Here is a 19,628-nt window from a genome sequence, read left to right on the forward strand (position 1 = left end):
TGCTCTCTATACAGTTTAATAATGATTGCGAATCAATGAACTACGTGCTACAATGTTGACACATACGCTAGCTCTATTTATATGTTCGAGCAAATTGCGTTATACAGGCGATGATGGGAAAAAAGTATCTGTTCCATTCAAGAGCGAGTAGAAGATGGTGAAAGTCTACATAGTAACAGAGAAAAGGCACTCCTTGAGCTAACTTTTTGAAAAGAGGTTTTAAACGTTTTGTTTAAAACAATCAGGGTGGAACCGCGGGTATTAGCACTCGTCCCTGGGCATACATTGTGCCCGGAGACGGGTGCTATTTTCATTTAGTCAACACTGAATGAAAAGCTTTAGCGTTTTACCGCTAAAAAGGTGAAAAATTTTGAAGGAGGCTATTTTATGGCTAACAAATCAATGGAAACAATTGTATCATTAGCAAAACACCGAGGCTTTGTCTTCCCAGGCTCAGAAATCTACGGTGGTCTAGCAAACACTTGGGATTACGGTCCACTTGGTGTTGAATTAAAAAACAATATTAAAAAAGCTTGGTGGCAAAAATTCGTTCAGGAATCAGAGCACAATGTCGGTATCGATGCTGCCATCTTAATGAACCCAAAAGCTTGGGTGGCTTCTGGTCACGTTGGGAACTTTAATGATCCAATGATCGACTGTAAATCATGTAAGGCTCGCCATCGCGCTGATAAAATCATTGAAGACGCAGCGTTAGCAAAAGGTGATGAAATCATTGTTGATGGTATGACATTCGATCAAATGAAAGAAACAATGATTAAATACGATGTAGTGTGCCCTGATTGTGGAAAAGCTGATTTCACAGATATTCGCCAATTTAACCTAATGTTTAAAACATTCCAAGGTGTAACAGAGTCTTCTACAAATGAGATTTTCTTACGTCCAGAAACAGCACAAGGTATTTTCGTAAACTTTAAAAATGTTCAACGCTCTATGCGTAAACGTACTCCATTTGGCATTGCACAAGTTGGTAAATCTTTCCGAAATGAAATTACACCAGGAAACTTTACTTTCCGTACACGTGAATTCGAACAAATGGAACTTGAATTCTTCTGTAAGCCAGGAGAGGATCTTGAATGGCACTCTTATTGGAAAGAATTCTGTAAAAATTGGTTATTAAACCTAGGCATGAAAGAAGATTCTATGCGTCTTCGTGATCACGAGGATGATGAGCTGTCTCACTACTCTAACGCGACAACGGATATCGAATTTAAATTCCCATTTGGCTGGGGAGAGCTTTGGGGTATCGCTGACCGTACAGATTATGATTTGAAACAACATATGGAGCATTCAGGTGAAGATTTCACTTATATTGATCCTGTTTCAAATGAACGTTATATTCCTTATTGTATTGAACCATCTTTAGGGGCTGACCGTGTGACATTAGCATTCCTATGCGATGCATATGATGAAGAGGAGTTGGAAGGTGACGATAAACGTACTGTTTTACGTTTCCACCCAGCAATTGCACCATTTAAAGCCGCTGTTCTACCTCTTTCTAAAAAATTATCTGATGAAGCTACAGACGTTTGGGCTGAACTTCGCAAAGCGTTCCCTGTTGATTTTGATGAATCACAATCAATCGGTAAACGTTACCGTCGCCAAGATGAAATCGGTACACCATTCTGTATCACATACGATTTTGACTCAAAAGAAGATGGCCAAGTGACAGTACGTCACCGCGATTCTATGACACAAGTTCGTATGCCAATTTCAGAAGTTAAAGCCTATATTGAAAAACATCTTCAATTTTAATAGTTACAATAATAAAGAGGGGGTTGCCATTACTGGCAACTCCCTCTTCTTATGCTTTGTAAGTTGAAAATAAACGCTCTTGCATTTTTTCCTCAAATGAAAACTTTTTCACACTCATACCGATTAAGCTAACAAGTAATTCCTCTATATCGGCTAATGAATAATAGAGAAAGGCTCCTTCCCGCATTGGACGAACTCGCTTTTCGACGGTTTGTTCATCTTCAATAAAATAAGCGACATTGACATCACAATGCCCCATTAGCTGTGTAATACGTTGATCATCACCTGGATTTATGAAGAAAGGCACAATTTTATCAATATACAGAATACTTTGCACAAGCTTAATGAAGAAGTTTTCACGAAGGGTTGTTTCTACTACTAGAATGGTCGTTTTTTCATGCTGATAATCCATATACAAAACGTTTAATTGTTCTTCTAATAATTTCTTTAAAATAGTAATTGAATTTCTATATTTCGTCATATCCGTTTGTATTTCTCTCGTTAACAGACGTAATATGCGAAAAGCTGGTAAAAATATTTTTAGGACAATTTCTTTTGGGTGTAAATGATCAATTAACTTACTAAAATGCATTCTTAGATTATTTTCGTCACATCTGATTAATTGCTCCACGAATAGGTTAAAAATCTCTTCAAAGCTATTGGCACGATAATCAATCATTTTGGCTATTTTAACACTATAGTTCAAAGGTAGGTTCATTGATGTTTGCTCATCCAGTAATTTCACCTTGGGCAAAGTAGGAAATAAATCGTAAACAAGCTCGACTTGTGCACTACGATTATCGGAGAGCATCACAACAGAGTTAACGGGATAGATGCCTAAACATTCTACAAATTTATTCATAAATTTTTCGTTATATAAATGCCGATCCTTGTATAAAACAGCTAAAGCATCCGTTGCTCCATAACCATCGTGATAAACTCGCTTAGACGTCATCGCGGAATACACATCAATAATTTGTAGCAACTGTACTCCTTCACTCATATCATCCGCACAAAGCTGATTAGGATAACCTTTCCCAGCAAAGCGCTCATGATGATCTCGCGCTAAATAGGCGATATCCTCCTCTTCATTTTCGATAAGAAGCTCATAGCCCTTTGTTGTGTGTGTTTTAACAATTTCAAACTCATCTTCCGAGAGCTTACGCTTTAAATTTAAAATTTCTTGGGGGATAAAGACCTTCCCAATATCATGGAACAAATAACCTCTTGCTAATGTTTCGATATCTGTTAACCCCAAATATCGAGCAAAAATGGTTCCTAATACAAATACATCAAATGAATGGACAAAAGAATACTCATCCCAGTCCTTTAAACGCATAAGTAACTCATAGCGATGTTTTTCTTCTAAAATTTTTTCGAAAACACCGCGAACATAAGCCGTATCTTGTATGCTTTTTAAAATTTGACCATAACGTAATTCATGGACAACATTCTCTAGAGTTGTCATAAAAAGTTGATGGACGGTTTCTTTATAGTCATCGATTGGATCTTTCTCCTCCATTAGTGGTGAAAATAAATCCTCGTATTCTCTCGTTCGCTGAGCACTTAAATCATGGACAATTCGAACCGAATCCGATGGTAGATAGACAGATAATTCATCTACTTTTCGAAGTTTAAGTAAAGCAATAATTCGCTCCGTTAAAACTAAATCCTTCTTAGCTAATAAACGATAATCTGAAAAGATATCTTCCGCTAAAATATCATCCGCTTCAACTTCACGAATACTTAAGGTTACTTTTCGTAGCATATTTTCTGCCACATACGCAATGTACCAAGCACTATGTGACTCCCTCCTTCTTCCATAGGACTGCGTTATTCTGATAAACGTATAAAAATACGCTTTGCTGATAGAGGCTTGTTTTCTATTTCATAGGCATGTCAGATCTATATTAAGTACATTTATTTCGACAGGGGATTAAACGACTAAGTTATATTAAAAAAATATAAATAAGAATATCTATATCACTTACAATATCATAGGTTAAAATACCTTTTCAACTAGTATATGGGACTCGAGTGATTAGTTTCTACTATTTATATATTGAAAACTACATAAAAACACAAGACTATTCTCACAATAAATCATTATTAGATAAATAATAAAACGAAAAATCAAGTTATATAGACTCATGAATAAAATCCACAAATTTAATATTTAATATAAAAAACTAAATTTATGTAAAAATTTTATTTTGTAAAAATTGAAATTTTATTCATTTACAACACAATTTAATAGGAACACCACGTTCAAGACTTCGACGTCACATTACCAATTACATCATACAAAGGTCTCTATTATCATTTAAAAAATTTCGATATAAGTTAGGTGTTAAAATTAGCGTTAGCTATTACAGAAAGAATCATTAATTAGTCAATTTAGCAGGATTATCTGATGGCCATTTATGATAATATTGCATCTGCTCAAATGGGATGAAAAGGAGGATATGTCAGAGGCTATCACCATTCATCCCCTAGCTGAAGGGGCAGGTAAATTAGTGATAACTGGATTTTCGGATGATTCAGAGGACTTTTTAAAAATCTTTTTTTAAATGGAAATTTGTAGATTATAAAAAAAACCCCCGTAAAGTTAGACTGATGTCTAACTTTTACGGGGCAATTCAGTTAAGGTTCTTCTGTCTTTCCTTCGTTCACAGTGCGTATTTGTAATTCAGGGGTTCTCTCTAGCTGCTCGATAAACTTTCTCGTCTTAAAACGAATTCCGGTTTGTTCTTCATAGATTGTTGTTATAATTTTTTTTATAAAATATTTCGTTTCCTTTTTTAATTCAATTTTCCCGATTTGATCAATGGGAACTGTATAGAACATACGAATAAGCTTAAGTTGTGTCGGCGTTAAGCGAATAATATAGGGATCATGCTGATAACAGCGATGGCATAAAAACCCACCTTGTGCAAAGGAGAAAGCAAATTCCCCATCTACAGCTCCGCATGCGGCACAGGCGTGTAATATAGGCTGGACTCCTGTATAGGGTAGCATCTTCCATTCAGCAAAGAGTGTGATGGATTCAGGATCATAGCCATCCTCTATCGCTTGGAGTGCTTGCAACAGGACATCAAAGGCGAAAGGCTCTGGTTTTCCCTCTTCTACGACCCGTTCCACAAGTTCCATAATATAGCTAGCATAGGCAGTGGCCATGATATCCTCACGAATATGGCGCATTGAATTCAAATGCTCCCCTTGTTGCAATGTCCCCATACCAGTATGGTGTTGCACCATAAACATGCCATATGTAAAAGGTTGTGTGACCGACGCTAATCTACTAGAAGGCTTTTTTGCACCTCTTGCCATGGTTGCTACCTTCCCTGCCTCTCGCGTAAGCAGTGTAACAATTTTATTGGATTCACCATAAGCGCGTACTTTTAAAACAATTCCTTCCCATTTATGAAGCATAGTCCCCCTCCTTTCCTATAAACTGTCCATGAAAATAGAGCTCTCCAAAATATTTTGGACAGCTCAAAGTAAAAACTATATGACCGAGGGCATTCACACAGCCAATACTGTACACCTTAGTTTTTTGACGGTGTTACCCAAGTCAGCAAAGCTTATTAATATTCATCGTCTCGGAAGCCGAAATCACGTAAATGTGTTGATTTATTACGCCAATCTTTTTGGACTTTTACCCATAGTTCTAAATAGACTTTAGAACCTAATAGCATTTCGATATCTTTTCGTGCACGTGTCCCTACTTCTTTTAATAGGGCACCACGTTTACCAATGACAATACCTTTTTGTGAATCACGTTCAACCATTATAGTGGCTGAGACATGAATTTTATCATTGTTTTCCTCATCTCGACGGATTTTATCAATCACAACCGCAATAGAATGAGGAATTTCTTCGCGCGTTAAATGTAACACTTTTTCACGAATAAGCTCAGAAATGATGAAGCGCTCTGGATGATCCGTTACTTGGTCAGCTGGGTAATATTGTGGCCCCTCTGGTAAATACTTCGACAACGTGTCCAATAAGCTTTCTACATTATTGCCTTGTAACGCTGAGATAGGAATAATTTCAGCAAATTCATAACGTTCCTTATAGCTTTCGATAATTCCAAGTAATTCATCTGGATGAATCTGATCGATTTTATTAATAACAAGGAATACTGGCGTCGAATTTCCCGCCAACATTTCTAGAATAAATTCATCGCCTTTGCCAAGCTTCTGCTCAGCATTCACCATGAACAAAATCACGTCCACTTCGCGCAATGTATTTTTGGCAACTTTTAACATAAAATCACCAAGTTTATGTTTGGGCTTATGGATACCTGGTGTATCAATAAAAACCATTTGGCTATCTGTTGATGTCAGTACACCTTGTACTTTATTTCGTGTTGTTTGTGGTTTATCACTCATGATCGCAATTTTCTGGCCAATGACACGATTCAAAAATGTCGATTTACCAACATTGGGACGACCAATAATAGAGATAAAGCCTGACTTATAGCCACTTCTAGTTTCCAGCATTCTCTAAATCCTCCGTTGTAAATGCAAACGGTAATAATTCGCCCACTGACGTTACCGTAACATCACCTTTTAAATTCGTTAAATAAACAGGCATCGTCGGTGCGCAAAATTCCATCATCACCTGACGACATGCTCCACATGGTGCGCATGGGCCTTCTGTATCTGCAACAATAGCAATAGCCTCGAATTCATAAGTACCTTCTGACACAGCCTTAAAAAATGCTGTACGCTCAGCACAATTCGTCATACTATAGCCTGCATTTTCAATATTACAACCGTGAATAACTTCTCCGGCCTTCGTTAAAAGAGCTGCGCCTACTTTAAATTTTGAGTATGGAACATATGCTTTTTCACGCGCTTTTTTAGATTCCTCTAGTAATGCATGCATATCAATTGTCATCTATCATATTTCTCCCTCACGTTAATATAATACAGTTAATTTCTCATATCAGATACTCACTTCGATTACAACCATTTTGGTAGGAAGATAAGTAATCCGATTATAGCACTGAATAGCGCAAATACAAGCACAGCACCTGCTGCGATATCTTTTGCCTGCTTGGCGAGTGGGTGGAGGTTCGGCGAAGCCAAATCCACTACTCTCTCAATAGCTGTATTGATCATTTCCAATGCAAACATAAGTGCTATTAATAGTAGCACAATATACCATTCCGTTCGAGACAAACCTGTAAAATAACCAGCCAGTATGACAATGACTGCACTCACAATATGTGATTTTAAATTTTGTTCTTTACTTGCAGTTATAATGCCTTCAAACGCATAGCCAAATGATCGCAAGTATTTACGCAAATCCATTTAATCTCGTCCTAAACCAAAAGTTTGTAGTATTTCATCTTGTTTTGTAAACATCACTTTTTCCTCTTCAGGCTCCATATGGTCATAACCGAGTAAATGTAAAAAGCCATGGACAGCTAAAAAACCTAATTCTCTTTCAAAGGAGTGATTGTATTCCTCAGCCTGCTCTTTTGCACGATCTGTTGAAATAATAATATCGCCTAGTATACGGGGCATTCCTTCGAAAGTTACAGCCATTTCACCTTCACCTAGCTCCTCCAATGCAAAGGAAATAACATCGGTTGGTTGATCTTTCCCACGATACTCGCGGTTTATATCTTGAATCGTGCCATTTGTGACAAACGTGACAGAAACCTCTGTTTCTGGCTCGATATTTTCTACACTCGCTGCATGCTGCAAAAGCTTTTCTACAAGCTCTGTATGCTGTGCTGCAACTTCATTTGTTTCATCAGTAAAATCAATTGTTAAAATCATAGATCCTCCTACTTATCTGCCTTAGGATACTCAATACGTGAATGGAAAATTCCGTTCAATGTTTCGCAAAGTACTCTCTCTATACATTTTAACTCTTTTATTGAAATATCGCATTCATCAAACTGGTTATCTTGTACTCGATCGTCAATGATAGCTCTTACTAGCTTATGAATTTTCTCAGAATTCGGCTCTTTCATTGACCGTACTGCTGCCTCTACACTATCTGCCACACTTATCACCGCTGCTTCCTTCGTTTGCGGTTTTGGGCCAGGATATCTAAACGTAGCCTCATCAAAGGATTTCCCTTGCTCTTTCGCTTTAAACAAGAAAAATTTTAACAAACTTGTCCCATGATGCTGCAACGCAATATCAATAATTTCCTGAGGCATTTTATAGCGTCTTAACATGTCTGCTCCATCAGTTGTATGAGCAATGATAATTTCTGCACTTGTTTCAGGAGGCAATGAATCGTGCGGATTAATGCCTGACATCTGATTTTCAATGAAGAAAGCTGGTCTCTTTGTTTTTCCGATATCATGATAGTAGCACCCTACACGCGCTAGTAACCCATCTGCTCCTATTCCTTCGCAGGCAGCTTCAGCTAAGTTTGCGACCATCACACTATGATGATATGTTCCTGGTGCTTCCATTAGTAATTTTTTTAATAATGGATGATTTGGATTGGATAGCTCAATTAATCGCAAGGATGATAATAAACTAAATGCCGACTCAAAGAATGGTAAAAGACCCATTGTCAACGCTCCAGAAAGCAATGCAGATAACATAGCCGCAACAAAGTAAAACACTAGTTCTGGTAAACCATAGGATGATTGTGTCATTAATAAATAGAAGGCGATAAAAGCCATATTTACAAGAGAGATAACCGCAACTGCCTGTAAAATATGGGACCGCTTCTCAACACTACGTAAAAAGAATAAACTTGCAAACCCTCCGAAAATGATATAAAGCGTAATTTCCATTTGCATAACGGATGAATAGCCTTCTTGAAAAATAACGCCAGCTGAAGCAGCAGTCATAACTGTAACAAGCACTGCTGCTTTATCATCTGCCAATAGACGGACAAGCATCGTAGCCAATGCTGTTGGGAAAAGGAAGGCAATGGTCACATCAAATCCGCCAGAAACTAAGCTAATAAATTTCATTAGCAAGATGGACAAACTATAAACAATCACTGTTACCAATAATGCATTTCGTTTTTTTCGTTCGTTAGCCTCCCAACGCTCGAATAAAATATACATAAACACCATTTGGAGCAGTGTTAAAATTATGAGTCCTGCAATTGGTTTTAAGGAAGCTTGATTACTGATCATCCCTAAAAGCTCTAATTGTCGAAATGCCTCTTTATCAATAATCTGGCCTTCCTGCACAATAATTTGACCTTGTAAAATTCTTGTAGGCTCTACACTTTCCTTCGCTTGTTCTTTTCTTATTTTCGTTTGTTCTTCGTTAACGGTTTCATTTTCAATGATGCTTGTACGGCCAATTAAAACAACCGTATTGAATATTTTATCTGGATACCCTCTTTGTCCTCGAATTTTCGTCTCAAAGTCATTTTGAGCAACAAAGACATTTTCAGGTCGAATGGATTTTTGTAAGTATTCCTCTACCGTTTTGGATAATTGGATACTTGTTCTATTTAAATCCTCATCGCTCTGCACTAAAAGTCCTTCTAGCTGTGAATCCGTAAAGATGAGTGGCATTTGATCTTCATCGAGCGATTCAAATTTTTTGCGCAGCTGCCCTACTTGATCGGCAATTGCAATTGGTTCCTTACTATTTGCCACATCCTTTTTTACCTCAAGTACATAATCAAATAACGATGTGACAATCGCTGCTCTTTGCTTGGCGACATCCTCCGAAAATTGATAGACCGGGCCTACTGCAGTTGCGGCTTTTTCCCGCTCTTGCTGTGTCTTGTAGGTATCTTCTATTGTTTTAGTAGATCGTACGGTTTCAGGGGCTAACTGTAAAGGTTTGAAATCATATGTAACTCCTTTAACATTGCCATACATCAATCCAAATTGTAGGCATCCTGTTAAAATGAGAATGATGATAATAAAATAGCGAAAACCGATAAGCTCTGTAAATTTTCGAAGTTGTTTCTCCATCTGGCACCTCCTCTATCTACCTTCTATCATACCAATTCAACATACATTTTTCTCGAAAAATGTATAAGAAAGCAAAAAACAGCTATACAAATTCGTATAGCTGTCACATTTTTTTCCATATTTTAATCATTCACATTTACAGGGCAGATTTTTTTAAACACGTTGCCCCTGTCGCTTCGCTTTCAGGGCACACTTTAGAATGGCTTTGCCATTCTAAAGTTGCTGTTCTTCGTAGGCTTGGATGATTTTAGCTACTATTGGGTGACGGACAACATCCCCCTGTTCTAGCACTTGGAAATGGATTGATTTCACATATTTTAATGTACGTTCTGCTACGATTAAGCCAGACTCCGTATTTTTAGGCAAATCGATTTGTGTTTTATCACCTGTAATTACCATTTTCGAACCAAAGCCTAATCGTGTTAAAAACATTTTCATTTGTTGATGAGTAGTATTTTGTGCTTCATCTAAAATTACGAAAGCATCATCTAATGTACGGCCACGCATATAAGCCAATGGTGCAATTTCAATCGTTCCTCGTTCAATTAATCGTTGGGTCTGTTCAGACCCGTAGATGTCGTTTAAGGCGTCATAGAGAGGTCTTAAATAAGGATCTACCTTTTCCTTTAAATCACCAGGAAGGAAGCCTAGAGACTCTCCTGCTTCAACAGCGGGACGAGTTAAAATAATGCGCTTGACATGCCCATTTTTAAGTGCCTGCGTTGCCATGACTACCGCTAAATACGTTTTCCCAGTACCGGCTGGACCAATACCAAAAACAACGTCTTTATGACGGATTGCTTGTATGTATTCTCGTTGACCAATTGTTTTTGCACGAATTGGTTTACCTTTTGTCGTGCGTGCTATTTCTTCATCATAAAGTTCTGCGAAATATTCAATGGTACCTTTTTGAGTCATTTCAATAGCTGTAGATACATCACGTTGATCAATATTAATACCTTTGCGAATGACCTTCAATAATGCATGCAGCAGATATGTTGCCTGTTCCTTAGCACTTTCTTCACCCGCAAGTTGAATTTGTTCACCACGGGTAATGATATGAACATTAAGTGCTTCCTCAACCAGCTTCATATTTGCATCGGAAATTCCGAGTAGCATAACCGCTTCGTTTGGATTATCCACTTGTAATACAGTTAACTGTTCTGACATAATCATTCTCCTTGTAGGCCATGTATTGGACTTGCAATGTTTTCATTGACTAAAAATAGAACTTTCCCTTCAACTGTACCATTACCCCACTTTGCCTGTAAAAGGTTTTCTTTTTTGATGATGGATTTAGCAGGTAACGAACGTATTACTTTTTCATGCAGGAGTGGGATGAGTAAAGACTCAATTTTCGATTCATCAAGCTCCACCTGCATCGTTTTCGTTTGCTGCTCCTCCACAATTGACACATAAGGGTCTAGCCAATTCGGTAAATCCTTTTTTTGCACATAATCAACTTTTTCTTGATGAATACCTTTCACCAATACTCGCCATTGCTTTTGTTGCAAGGTTTCCATTGTAATTTTTGTAGGAATTTTAAAAGTACATTCTAGCCAATAGTCTGCATAAACCTCGCCCTTTGCGCCAACAAAGACATGATTTGTTCCACTTTCAATCACACCACTAACAAGAACATCCCCCTCATAGGCTGTATCATTTACTGAAATTTTCCGCTCCCCATTTTGGATATCAAAGTGAGTAATAATACCGCTTTTCGTTGCTACTAATTGCGATGCCAATTTTTCATTTGTCTGCTTCGTTTGTTTAGGTGATTCCTGTGGTCTTAGTACCACGCGTCCACCATTTTTTTCAATATGCACCCAAGAGAGCTCTCGATGCTGTTCTAGTAGCTTTTGGCGTATAACAGTATTAGAAGGTAAATTTTTTTTAGAAAGTGGTGTTTCTATTTGAAATGTATCATGAAAGGTTTTACCTAAGCGCTGCTCCAATTCAGGTGTCGCTGCTTCAATGTCTACTTTCCAAATCACTTGCGCACCAATTATTGGGATGGCAATCATCAAAGCCAAACCAAGCAAAGTCCAAACCTGAGCTCGGAAAACTTGCAGCTCATCCGCATAAAAAACAGCCATTTTCAAACGAAAGCCTCTTCGTATACGGCGAATTTTTGGTAAATGATGCATCGTTGTTTCAAATGAAACCTCTTGTTCTCTAAAGACAACACGCTTTAACGGAATATGTTGTGCGTGCAATGCTTGAATAAAAGGATGAACATTTTCATGGCGCTTTATACGTATAATGATTGGCCGATTATTCCACATTTTAGCTCACACCCATATTCTTTGTCATTTTCATATGAATCTCTTGTAAATTTTCAACAGAAAGATGAAGCATTTCTTCTTTTAGTGCATGAATCTTCACCAGATCCGCAGTAACAGTAATATGATAATCTGCATAAGCAAACGAACATGTCGTTGCATCTGCATGAATAAAACGATAAGGTCCAATGATTTTTAATGATTCATATTCGGACAATTCAAGTAGTGGCGTTAATTGAAATAATTTTTTCATAAAAAAAATGCCTCCTTCTTCGGCAATATATGCATCGAAAAAGGAGGACATGCTAGTTATTTTCTTTTTGCTTTTGGAGGACCTAATATTTCAGCCATTACCACAGCCTGCATGAGAGCATTTTTTGATTGTGGAACTTGAAAAGGAGAATGTGTCCCAGTTGCTTTCACTTCTTCCTTCCCAGCTGCTAATCGTCCTTTTCGCTCTCGTGTAGACGAACGGTGTGGCACATCAGCTGGAGTGACAGGTGGCACAACATAGCTTGGTACTTCTTTCTTCACTTGTTCCTCAACATATTTTTTAGTGTCTTGAACCTTTTCATTTTCTGGAATCCAATCCCCAATAAATTCTCGAGCAAAATCTTCAAAACTTTGTGGTTTTTGATGACGTTGCGGAGTTTCTTCCAAAACAGGTGACTCTACACGTGTATCCTTATTATTAAAAGGAGGCATCGGTTTTTGTGGTTTTTTATTTTTTGATTTTCCGAAAATAGAGCTGACTATGGCAATTATTGCAAAAATAATTAATTGTTCCATATGTTAGTTCCGCTCCTTTCCGTTATTAAACATTTGGTTCGTTTGTTTCTGGTTTATCGTTGCTTACTTTTGAAATGGAATCACGCATAGCCGTATCAGCTTGAATGTTACGATAGTTCATGTAATCCATAATACCAAGATTACCTGAGCGTAATGCTTCTGCCATTGCTTGAGGTACTTCTGCTTCAGCTTCTACAACTTTCGCTTTCATCTCTTGAACACGGGCAATCATTTCTTGCTCATTCGCTACAGCCATTGCACGACGCTCTTCGGCCTTCGCTTGGGCAATGTTTTTATCTGCTTGCGCTTGTTCAATTTGTAATTCTGCACCAATGTTTTTACCGATATCTACATCGGCAATATCTATGGATAAGATTTCAAAGGCTGTTCCTGAATCCAAACCTTTTGATAAAACTGTTTGTGAAATCATATCCGGATTTTCTAATACTTCCGTATGGCTAGTTGCTGAACCAATTGTAGAAACGATCCCTTCCCCTACACGGGCAATAACAGTTTCTTCACCAGCACCACCGACTAAACGCTCGATGTTGGCACGTACCGTAATACGGGCTTTAGCCTTTACCTCAATCCCGTTCATCGCTACACCTGAAATAAATGGTGTTTCAATAACTTTTGGGTTTACAGACATTTGAACTGCTTCTAATACATCTCGCCCAGCTAAATCAATCGCGGCACAGCGCTCAAAAGATAATTCAATATTCGCGCGGTGAGCAGCAATTAATGCATTGACAACTCGGTCTACATTACCACCAGCTAAATAGTGACTTTCAAGCTGGTTAATCGTAACAGGTAAACCTGCTTTATGTGCTTTAATCAACGGATTTACAATTCGAGACGGAATTACACGACGTAAACGCATCCCAATTAATGTGAAAATGCTAACACGGACGCCTGCAGCCAGTGCAGAAATCCATAGTGCTACTGGTACAAAGGTAAAGAATACCGCTAGTACAATGAATAAAATAACCAGTCCAGCGATAGGACCAATTAATGCTAAATCAAAACCCATTTTCTATTCCTCCATCTCTTTTTCTGTTTGTCTCACGACAATACGTGAGCCTTCAACTTTAATGATTTCTACATGTTTATTTGCATCGACATAGCCGCCCTCTGATACAACATCAACGCGTTCACTGCCAAGAACCATTGTACCCGATGGACGTAAAGGAGTAAGTGTAGTCCCTACTTTTCCTAACAATTCTGTGCGATTGACGTTGGATACATAGCCCTCTTCTGTCGTAGTTGCATCCATTAGCACCAGCCTGTTCAAAACATGCAGTTTTTTCCCGAAAAATTTCATCAGAATCACCATTCCTATAATCGCTATTACAAGCGCAATGAGAATTGCTATTATCATTTGCATAATATTTGCACCTGCCAGTAATAAACTTAGTATTATGAGCACACCACCTAAAATACCAACAATTCCACCAGGAACAAAAAACTCTGCAACAACAAGTGCTAAACCAATAATTAATAACAATAAGGATTCATAGCCAGCAAAGCCTGCAACCATATGTCCAAAGAAAAATAAACCGAGTGCTGATAATCCCATTATACCCGGAACTCCAAATCCTGGCGAATAGAGTTCCATTACAAGACCTAGACTTGCAATGGATAATAAAATTGGAACAATGATTGGATTTGTAATAAAACGAGCCAATTTCTCAGAGAATGTTGGTTCGATTGGAACGACATCACTGTCTTGTAAGTCTATTTTCTCTAAAAGTTCCTGAAAATTTTTCACGGTACCCTCTGAGTATTGGACCTTTAATGCCTCCGATGCTGAAAGCGTTAATAGATTTTTTCCTTCCGCACGGTACTCCGGCAATTCATAACTCGAATCAGCCATTGCTAAAGCATACTTAGGATCTCGACCTGATGTCTCCGCTGCTGCCGACATTTGAGCAAGCCATGCACTATTTGCTTTCAAATCAGCCGCATTACCTGCTGAGTCGATAACAGCTGCTGCACCGATTGTTCCATTGGGTACCATGTAGATTTCATCCGCATGTAAGGCTAAAAAAGCACCTGCTGAATGGGCATCCTTATTTATAAAAGCAATCGTCCGTATATCTGTTGCATCCATAAGCATGGCGATATCACTTGCTGCATTTACAAATCCGCCAGGCGTATGTATATCTAAGATAATCGCTTTCGCATTATTTTCTTTCGCCTCATTAAAAGCTCGTTCTAAAAATGCGTGAAGCCCTCGCTCCACTTCATTATGAATAGGAACGTGGTAGACCTTACTGCTTGCAAAAGCCGAAGTTAATGGAAACGCTAACAAAAAAGTCATCCAAATCACTAGTAAGTAACTAAGGATTCTCCGTTTTCGCACCTTTTTCCCTCCCTTCTAACATGCTTCTCCTCTGTATATACGGTCGAACATGTAAAAAGTTTCACAAATCTAAAAAATTATTTCGTCTATATGTACCTATTGCTTATATTACTTAGTATTACACAAAAAAGCCGAATGAATCTACATGATATTCATCCGGCTTTTTCATATGTACGTAAAACGAGCAATGTAAAATACCTGAAATTAATTACAGCTGTAATTAATTCCAGGTATATCTTTGTCTGCTCAGTGAATCATACGATTGCGTGTTATGAACGTAGGGATTTTTAATGGGAAATTAAATTACCACTTACGTTTACGTGCAGCTTCTGATTTCTTTTTACGTTTTACGCTAGGTTTTTCGTAGAACTCGCGCTTTCTAACTTCTTGAATTGTACCACTTTTTGATACAGTACGTTTGAAGCGGCGAAGAGCATCTTCAAGCGATTCGTTTTTGCGAACGACAGTTTTTGACATCTCTCTTTCCCTCCCTCCGAACACACGTCAATACACAATTAGGCAAATAACCTTCTGTTGTGTACTAAAAAATTATATCGTATTGTCTAATAATGGTCAATAGAAAGTGTGCGAAAATATCAAGTGAATTTTTGGTTTTATTTTTGTCTAAATTATACAAGAACAATGAGGTCATATTTGAATACATTGTATTTTCCAAACAATGAAGGATTTTCATAGTGAAAAGTTATAATATGATTTTATGTAAATAATCCTCCGACTGTTCACAATACAGTGAGGAACAGGATGAAACTTTCCAATATGCTTTTAATCCCTCAGAATTAGTTTACCCATTCTAATAGTAAAAAGGCTGTCTCAAGCCCCCTTGATACAGCCAACCACTTTTTCTTAGAAGATTTTCTGTTGATCTCTATCATCTTTTAAAATTTCTACCGCTTCTCTAAAACGTTGGGAATGGACAATTTCACGTTCACGTAAAAACTTCAAACTGTCATTTAAATCGGTATCATCAGATAAATCAATAATCCATTGATATGTGGCACGTGCCTTTTCCTCTGCGGCAATATCTTCATATAAATCTGCTATTGGGTCCCCTTTTGCCTGAATATAAGTTGCTGTAAATGGCACACCAGAGGCATTTTGATAGAATAAAGCTCTGTCATGATTTACATAATGATCTCCTAATCCTGCTTCTTTTAACATTTCTGGCGTAGCATCCTTTGTCAGCTTGTAAATCATCGTAGCAATCATTTCTAAATGTGAAAATTCCTCAGTCGCTATATCTGTTAATAAACCAACCACTTTATCAGGGATCGTATAGCGTTGATTCATATAACGAAGTGCTGCAGCTAATTCCCCATCAGCACCCCCATATTGCTCAATTAAAAATTTTGCAAGCATAGGGTTACAAGTACTAACCTTTACAGGGTATTGAAGTTTTTTTTCATAATACCACAAGAATAAATTCCTCCTAATAATATGTTATACTTGCCACGGCCATGGGGTATCAACCCAATTAAAAGGATAATCTGAATAACTTCTTCCAAAATTCATTAATGGCCCAAATTTTTGTTCAAAGTTGACTTTGAGCTTCATACTTTTTTCAGTGTTTTCATTAAATTGTTGAATGGCAGCATAATCATGTGGATGTGTGTCTAAATAGAGATTTAACTCAACAATGACGAAATCAATTGCCTGAATTTCTTCCAGTAGGGTATAAAATTCAGGCGGCATCTTTTTAGTCATGCTTCATCCCTCCTTTTAGTCGGAAATGGATAGGGACTAAATAATTGTGGCCATAGTGTTCCTGCCATAAGTGCCTCTCTTGGTGTTTGGAATTGGGGAAGTCCAGGTGGCTGAAAACCCATATATAATTGTGGTGGTGTAGCATAATACTTTACTTCGATAGGCTTGCAGGGATCAAAGGGACTAATATAAGGCTTCCAATACTTATATTGTGTAAACATGACATCCTCCTTTCTGTATTCAAAATCGTCAGTGGAGTATATGTGATGATAGAAGGTATTATTCTATATGAAAAAAAGCCACTAGCTTCTTACTGAGCTAGTGGCTTGTACACACTAAAAGAAATAATTAATAATTAGAATCTGCGATTAAACCATTCATGATGGCTACGCCAGAGCTTGCACCAATACGAGTTGCTCCTGCTTCCACCATGCTTTTCATGTCCTCTAAGCTACGAACACCACCTGAAGCTTTAACACCAAGATCAGGACCTACTGTTTTACGCATTAGGGCAATATCTGCTGCAGTTGCGCCACCAGTTGAAAAACCAGTAGATGTTTTCACATAATCAGCACCAGCTGCCACAGCAAGCTCACATGCTTTTACTTTTTTTTCATCTGTTAATAAACATGATTCAATGATGACTTTTACAAGTGCACTACCTTTAGCTGCTTCCACAACTGCAGCAATATCAGCTTGTACAAGATCATAATTTTTATCTTTTAATGCACCAATATTAATGACCATATCTACCTCATTTGCACCGTTCGCAATTGCATCTTTTACTTCAAATGCTTTCACTGCTGATGTATTGGCACCAAGAGGGAATCCAATAACCGTACAAACCAACACGTCTGAACCTTGTAATAATTCGCTACTTTGTTTTACCCAAGTAGGATTTACACATACAGAGGCAAAATTAAATTGCTTCGCTTCCGCACATAGTTTTTCAATTTGTTCCTTTGTTGCCTCAGCCTTTAATAATGTATGATCGATCATACGCGCAAAATTTTGTTCCATTTTTTAACGCTCCTTCTTTAATCAAGATGTACGTACCTCTTCGAATCATACCATTTTTTCACGTTGCCGTCTAATTTCTTTCTATTTAAATGATTACTGGTGTTGTTCTTGTGAAATTAGCTTTTTTTAATAGATACATGTAGTTTCAAGTAATGGTATCCTTGAACTACTTTCATTTCCGTATAGTTTACCCACTAGTAAAACAATTAGTCCCCCAAAAAAGAGGACAAAAACATTCACAAAAAAATCTTTAAAGTATTGATTTTAAAAGGATTATGTTATCATAAATCACGTATCTAAAATATGTACACTACAAAATAATTTAAATGTGAAGAAACACAAGGTAATGTGAAGTTGAAAGGATGATATAAATTATGAGTAACGAGCGATCAAAAATCGTGAGTTTCCATACTCTAGGTTGTAAAGTAAACCACTACGAAACAGAAGCCATTTGGCAGCTATTTAAAGATGAAGGCTATGATCGCACTGAATTTGATCAACAAGCGGACGTTTATGTCATTAATACATGTACAGTTACTAATACTGGAGATAAGAAATCACGTCAGGTGATTCGTCGAGCAATTCGACAAAATCCAGATGCAGTGATATGTGTAACAGGTTGCTACGCACAAACTTCGCCAGCAGAAATTATGGCAATTCCTGGGGTCGATATTGTTGTTGGTACGCAGGACCGCACAAAATTACTTGGTTATATTGACCAATATCGTGCTGAGCGTCAGCCAATTAATGCCGTACGTAATATTATGAAAAATCGTGTGTATGAGGAATTAGATGTACCAGCATTTACAGACCGCACACGTGCTTCCTTAAAAATACAGGAGGGCTGTAATAACTTCTGTACGTTTTGTATAATCCCGTGGGCACGTGGCTTAATGCGTTCTCGTGATCCACAAGAAGTATTACATCAAGCACAGCAATTAGTAGATGCAGGCTATCTTGAAATAGTTTTGACAGGTATTCACACGGGTGGGTATGGTCAAGATCTAAAGGATTATAACCTTGCCCAATTATTACGTGATCTAGAAGCCAATGTAAAAGGATTAAAGCGTCTCCGTATTTCGTCCATTGAGGCTAGCCAATTGACAGATGAAGTGATTGACGTATTACGTGATTCTAAAATTGTCGTGAATCACTTACACATTCCCATTCAATCTGGATCTGATACGGTGTTAAAACGTATGCGTCGTAAATATACAATGGAATTTTTCGGCGAACGTTTAACGAAATTACATGAAGCCTTACCTGATTTAGCTGTTACATCTGATGTAATTGTCGGTTTCCCTGGTGAGACAGAAGAAGAATTTATGGACACATACAACTTTATTCGCGATCATAAATTCTCTGAACTACATGTTTTCCCGTTTTCTCCACGTACAGGAACTCCTGCTGCACGTATGGAAGATCAAATTGATGAAGACATAAAAAATGAGCGTGTACACCGACTCATCTCCCTAAATGATCAACTTGCTAAAGAGTATGCTTCTCGTTTTGAAGATCAAGTGCTAGAAGTTATTCCTGAAGAATTTGTACATGATGGCAGTGAAGAGGAAGGCCTTTTAACGGGCTATACAGATAATTACTTAAAAGTAGTGTTTGAGGGTCCTGAAAGTCTTATCGGACAGCTTGTAAAGGTGAAAATTACACAAGCAGGCTACCCACATTCACAAGGACAATTTGTACGTGTTTTAGAGACAGTTAAATAATCAATAATAAATGGGTTGCCTAGTAATATAGG

At 37.7% G+C, this 19,628-nt stretch carries 20 protein-coding genes; 2 read left to right on the forward strand and 18 right to left on the reverse strand.

The features are described from left to right. Positions 1–387: 387 nt before the first annotated feature. Positions 388–1,773, forward strand: a complete 1,386-nt coding sequence (locus PI85_RS04445; protein ID WP_036127174.1) for a glycine--tRNA ligase — start codon at positions 388–390, stop codon at positions 1,771–1,773. Between the two features lie 49 nt (positions 1,774–1,822). Here PI85_RS04445 and PI85_RS04450 read toward each other — a convergent pair whose 3' ends face one another. From PI85_RS04450 to deoC, 18 genes are all read right to left on the reverse strand, one after another. Beyond that, positions 1,823–3,541 (reverse strand): HD-GYP domain-containing protein, encoded by a 1,719-nt coding sequence (locus PI85_RS04450; RefSeq protein ID WP_036128138.1) that lies wholly within the window; start codon positions 3,539–3,541, stop codon positions 1,823–1,825. Between the two features lie 875 nt (positions 3,542–4,416). Beyond that, positions 4,417–5,205: a DNA repair protein RecO gene (recO, locus tag PI85_RS04455; RefSeq protein ID WP_036127175.1), complete on the reverse strand. Its 789-nt coding sequence runs from the start codon at positions 5,203–5,205 to the stop codon at positions 4,417–4,419. A 155-nt stretch (positions 5,206–5,360) separates the two neighbouring features. Next, positions 5,361–6,278 carry a GTPase Era gene (gene era / locus PI85_RS04460; RefSeq protein ID WP_036127177.1) on the reverse strand — a complete coding sequence of 306 codons (918 nt, stop codon included), beginning with the start codon at positions 6,276–6,278 and terminating at the stop codon, positions 5,361–5,363. Next, positions 6,265–6,678, reverse strand: a complete 414-nt coding sequence (locus PI85_RS04465; RefSeq protein ID WP_008179431.1) for a cytidine deaminase — start codon at positions 6,676–6,678, stop codon at positions 6,265–6,267. Before PI85_RS04465 ends, era begins: the two co-directional genes overlap by 14 nt. 65 nt (positions 6,679–6,743) lie before the next feature. After that, positions 6,744–7,094 (reverse strand): diacylglycerol kinase family protein, encoded by a 351-nt coding sequence (locus tag PI85_RS04470; protein ID WP_036127179.1) that lies wholly within the window; start codon positions 7,092–7,094, stop codon positions 6,744–6,746. Further along, positions 7,095–7,568, reverse strand: a complete 474-nt coding sequence (ybeY, locus tag PI85_RS04475; protein ID WP_036127181.1) for an rRNA maturation RNase YbeY — start codon at positions 7,566–7,568, stop codon at positions 7,095–7,097. Positions 7,569–7,576: 8 nt separating this feature from the next. Then, the gene (locus PI85_RS04480) at positions 7,577–9,697 is read right to left on the reverse strand and encodes an HD family phosphohydrolase (RefSeq protein WP_036127183.1); all 2,121 of its coding nucleotides are present in this window, start codon (positions 9,695–9,697) and stop codon (positions 7,577–7,579) included. A gap of 213 nt (positions 9,698–9,910) precedes the next feature. Continuing rightward, complete coding sequence (locus tag PI85_RS04485) at positions 9,911–10,867, reverse strand: PhoH family protein (protein WP_008179439.1); 957 nt, start codon at positions 10,865–10,867, stop codon at positions 9,911–9,913. Between the two features lie 2 nt (positions 10,868–10,869). Next, positions 10,870–11,982, reverse strand: coding sequence for a sporulation protein YqfD (locus PI85_RS04490; RefSeq protein ID WP_036127184.1), 1,113 nt, complete (start codon positions 11,980–11,982; stop codon positions 10,870–10,872). Between the two features lies 1 nt (position 11,983). Beyond that, complete coding sequence (locus PI85_RS04495; protein ID WP_012295256.1) at positions 11,984–12,232, reverse strand: hypothetical protein; 249 nt, start codon at positions 12,230–12,232, stop codon at positions 11,984–11,986. Positions 12,233–12,288: 56 nt separating this feature from the next. Further along, positions 12,289–12,768, reverse strand: a complete 480-nt coding sequence (locus tag PI85_RS04500) for a hypothetical protein (RefSeq protein WP_036127186.1) — start codon at positions 12,766–12,768, stop codon at positions 12,289–12,291. Between the two features lie 25 nt (positions 12,769–12,793). Then, positions 12,794–13,798 carry a flotillin-like protein FloA gene (gene floA / locus PI85_RS04505; RefSeq protein ID WP_008179446.1) on the reverse strand — a complete coding sequence of 335 codons (1,005 nt, stop codon included), beginning with the start codon at positions 13,796–13,798 and terminating at the stop codon, positions 12,794–12,796. A 3-nt stretch (positions 13,799–13,801) separates the two neighbouring features. Further along, the gene (locus PI85_RS04510) at positions 13,802–15,130 is read right to left on the reverse strand and encodes a nodulation protein NfeD (RefSeq protein WP_036127190.1); all 1,329 of its coding nucleotides are present in this window, start codon (positions 15,128–15,130) and stop codon (positions 13,802–13,804) included. Between the two features lie 303 nt (positions 15,131–15,433). Further along, on the reverse strand, positions 15,434–15,607 hold the full coding sequence (gene rpsU, locus PI85_RS04515) for a 30S ribosomal protein S21 (protein WP_004227078.1): 174 nt from the start codon (positions 15,605–15,607) through the stop codon (positions 15,434–15,436). Between the two features lie 387 nt (positions 15,608–15,994). Beyond that, the gene (locus PI85_RS04520) at positions 15,995–16,564 is read right to left on the reverse strand and encodes a manganese catalase family protein (RefSeq protein ID WP_031417041.1); all 570 of its coding nucleotides are present in this window, start codon (positions 16,562–16,564) and stop codon (positions 15,995–15,997) included. Positions 16,565–16,588: 24 nt separating this feature from the next. Further along, a complete protein-coding gene (locus tag PI85_RS04525; RefSeq protein WP_008179462.1) occupies positions 16,589–16,852 on the reverse strand; it encodes a spore coat protein CotJB in 264 nt (87 codons plus the stop codon). Beyond that, complete coding sequence (locus PI85_RS04530; RefSeq protein ID WP_008179464.1) at positions 16,849–17,073, reverse strand: spore coat associated protein CotJA; 225 nt, start codon at positions 17,071–17,073, stop codon at positions 16,849–16,851. The genes PI85_RS04525 and PI85_RS04530 overlap by 4 nt, the downstream gene beginning before the upstream one ends. Before the next feature lie 127 nt (positions 17,074–17,200). Beyond that, positions 17,201–17,872 (reverse strand): deoxyribose-phosphate aldolase, encoded by a 672-nt coding sequence (gene deoC / locus PI85_RS04535; protein WP_036127195.1) that lies wholly within the window; start codon positions 17,870–17,872, stop codon positions 17,201–17,203. A 374-nt stretch (positions 17,873–18,246) separates the two neighbouring features. On the opposite strand from deoC, the gene mtaB reads away from it, so the two are divergent. After that, positions 18,247–19,596, forward strand: coding sequence for a tRNA (N(6)-L-threonylcarbamoyladenosine(37)-C(2))-methylthiotransferase MtaB (gene mtaB / locus PI85_RS04540; protein WP_036127196.1), 1,350 nt, complete (start codon positions 18,247–18,249; stop codon positions 19,594–19,596). The last annotated feature ends 32 nt before the right edge of the window (positions 19,597–19,628 follow it).

Origin of the sequence: Lysinibacillus sp. A1, assembly GCF_000801965.1 — a bacterium.
Classification (GTDB): Bacteria; Bacillota; Bacilli; order Bacillales_A; family Planococcaceae; genus Lysinibacillus; species Lysinibacillus fusiformis.

Bases quoted from the DNA above. Each gene is read 5' to 3' on its own strand.
- PI85_RS04445 (WP_036127174.1), top strand. From the start codon at position 388: ATGGCTAACAAATCAATGGAAACAATTGTATCATTAGCAAAACACCGA.
- PI85_RS04450 (WP_036128138.1), bottom strand. From the start codon at position 3,541: ATGCTACGAAAAGTAACCTTAAGTATTCGTGAAGTTGAAGCGGATGAT.
- recO (WP_036127175.1), bottom strand. From the start codon at position 5,205: ATGCTTCATAAATGGGAAGGAATTGTTTTAAAAGTACGCGCTTATGGT.
- era (WP_036127177.1), bottom strand. From the start codon at position 6,278: ATGCTGGAAACTAGAAGTGGCTATAAGTCAGGCTTTATCTCTATTATT.
- PI85_RS04465 (WP_008179431.1), bottom strand. From the start codon at position 6,678: ATGACAATTGATATGCATGCATTACTAGAGGAATCTAAAAAAGCGCGT.
- PI85_RS04470 (WP_036127179.1), bottom strand. From the start codon at position 7,094: ATGGATTTGCGTAAATACTTGCGATCATTTGGCTATGCGTTTGAAGGC.
- ybeY (WP_036127181.1), bottom strand. From the start codon at position 7,568: ATGATTTTAACAATTGATTTTACTGATGAAACAAATGAAGTTGCAGCA.
- PI85_RS04480 (WP_036127183.1), bottom strand. From the start codon at position 9,697: ATGGAGAAACAACTTCGAAAATTTACAGAGCTTATCGGTTTTCGCTAT.
- PI85_RS04485 (WP_008179439.1), bottom strand. From the start codon at position 10,867: ATGTCAGAACAGTTAACTGTATTACAAGTGGATAATCCAAACGAAGCG.
- PI85_RS04490 (WP_036127184.1), bottom strand. From the start codon at position 11,982: ATGTGGAATAATCGGCCAATCATTATACGTATAAAGCGCCATGAAAAT.
- PI85_RS04495 (WP_012295256.1), bottom strand. From the start codon at position 12,232: ATGAAAAAATTATTTCAATTAACGCCACTACTTGAATTGTCCGAATAT.
- PI85_RS04500 (WP_036127186.1), bottom strand. From the start codon at position 12,768: ATGGAACAATTAATTATTTTTGCAATAATTGCCATAGTCAGCTCTATT.
- floA (WP_008179446.1), bottom strand. From the start codon at position 13,798: ATGGGTTTTGATTTAGCATTAATTGGTCCTATCGCTGGACTGGTTATT.
- rpsU (WP_004227078.1), bottom strand. From the start codon at position 15,607: ATGTCAAAAACTGTCGTTCGCAAAAACGAATCGCTTGAAGATGCTCTT.
- PI85_RS04525 (WP_008179462.1), bottom strand. From the start codon at position 16,852: ATGACTAAAAAGATGCCGCCTGAATTTTATACCCTACTGGAAGAAATT.
- PI85_RS04530 (WP_008179464.1), bottom strand. From the start codon at position 17,073: ATGTTTACACAATATAAGTATTGGAAGCCTTATATTAGTCCCTTTGAT.
- deoC (WP_036127195.1), bottom strand. From the start codon at position 17,872: ATGGAACAAAATTTTGCGCGTATGATCGATCATACATTATTAAAGGCT.
- mtaB (WP_036127196.1), top strand. From the start codon at position 18,247: ATGAGTAACGAGCGATCAAAAATCGTGAGTTTCCATACTCTAGGTTGT.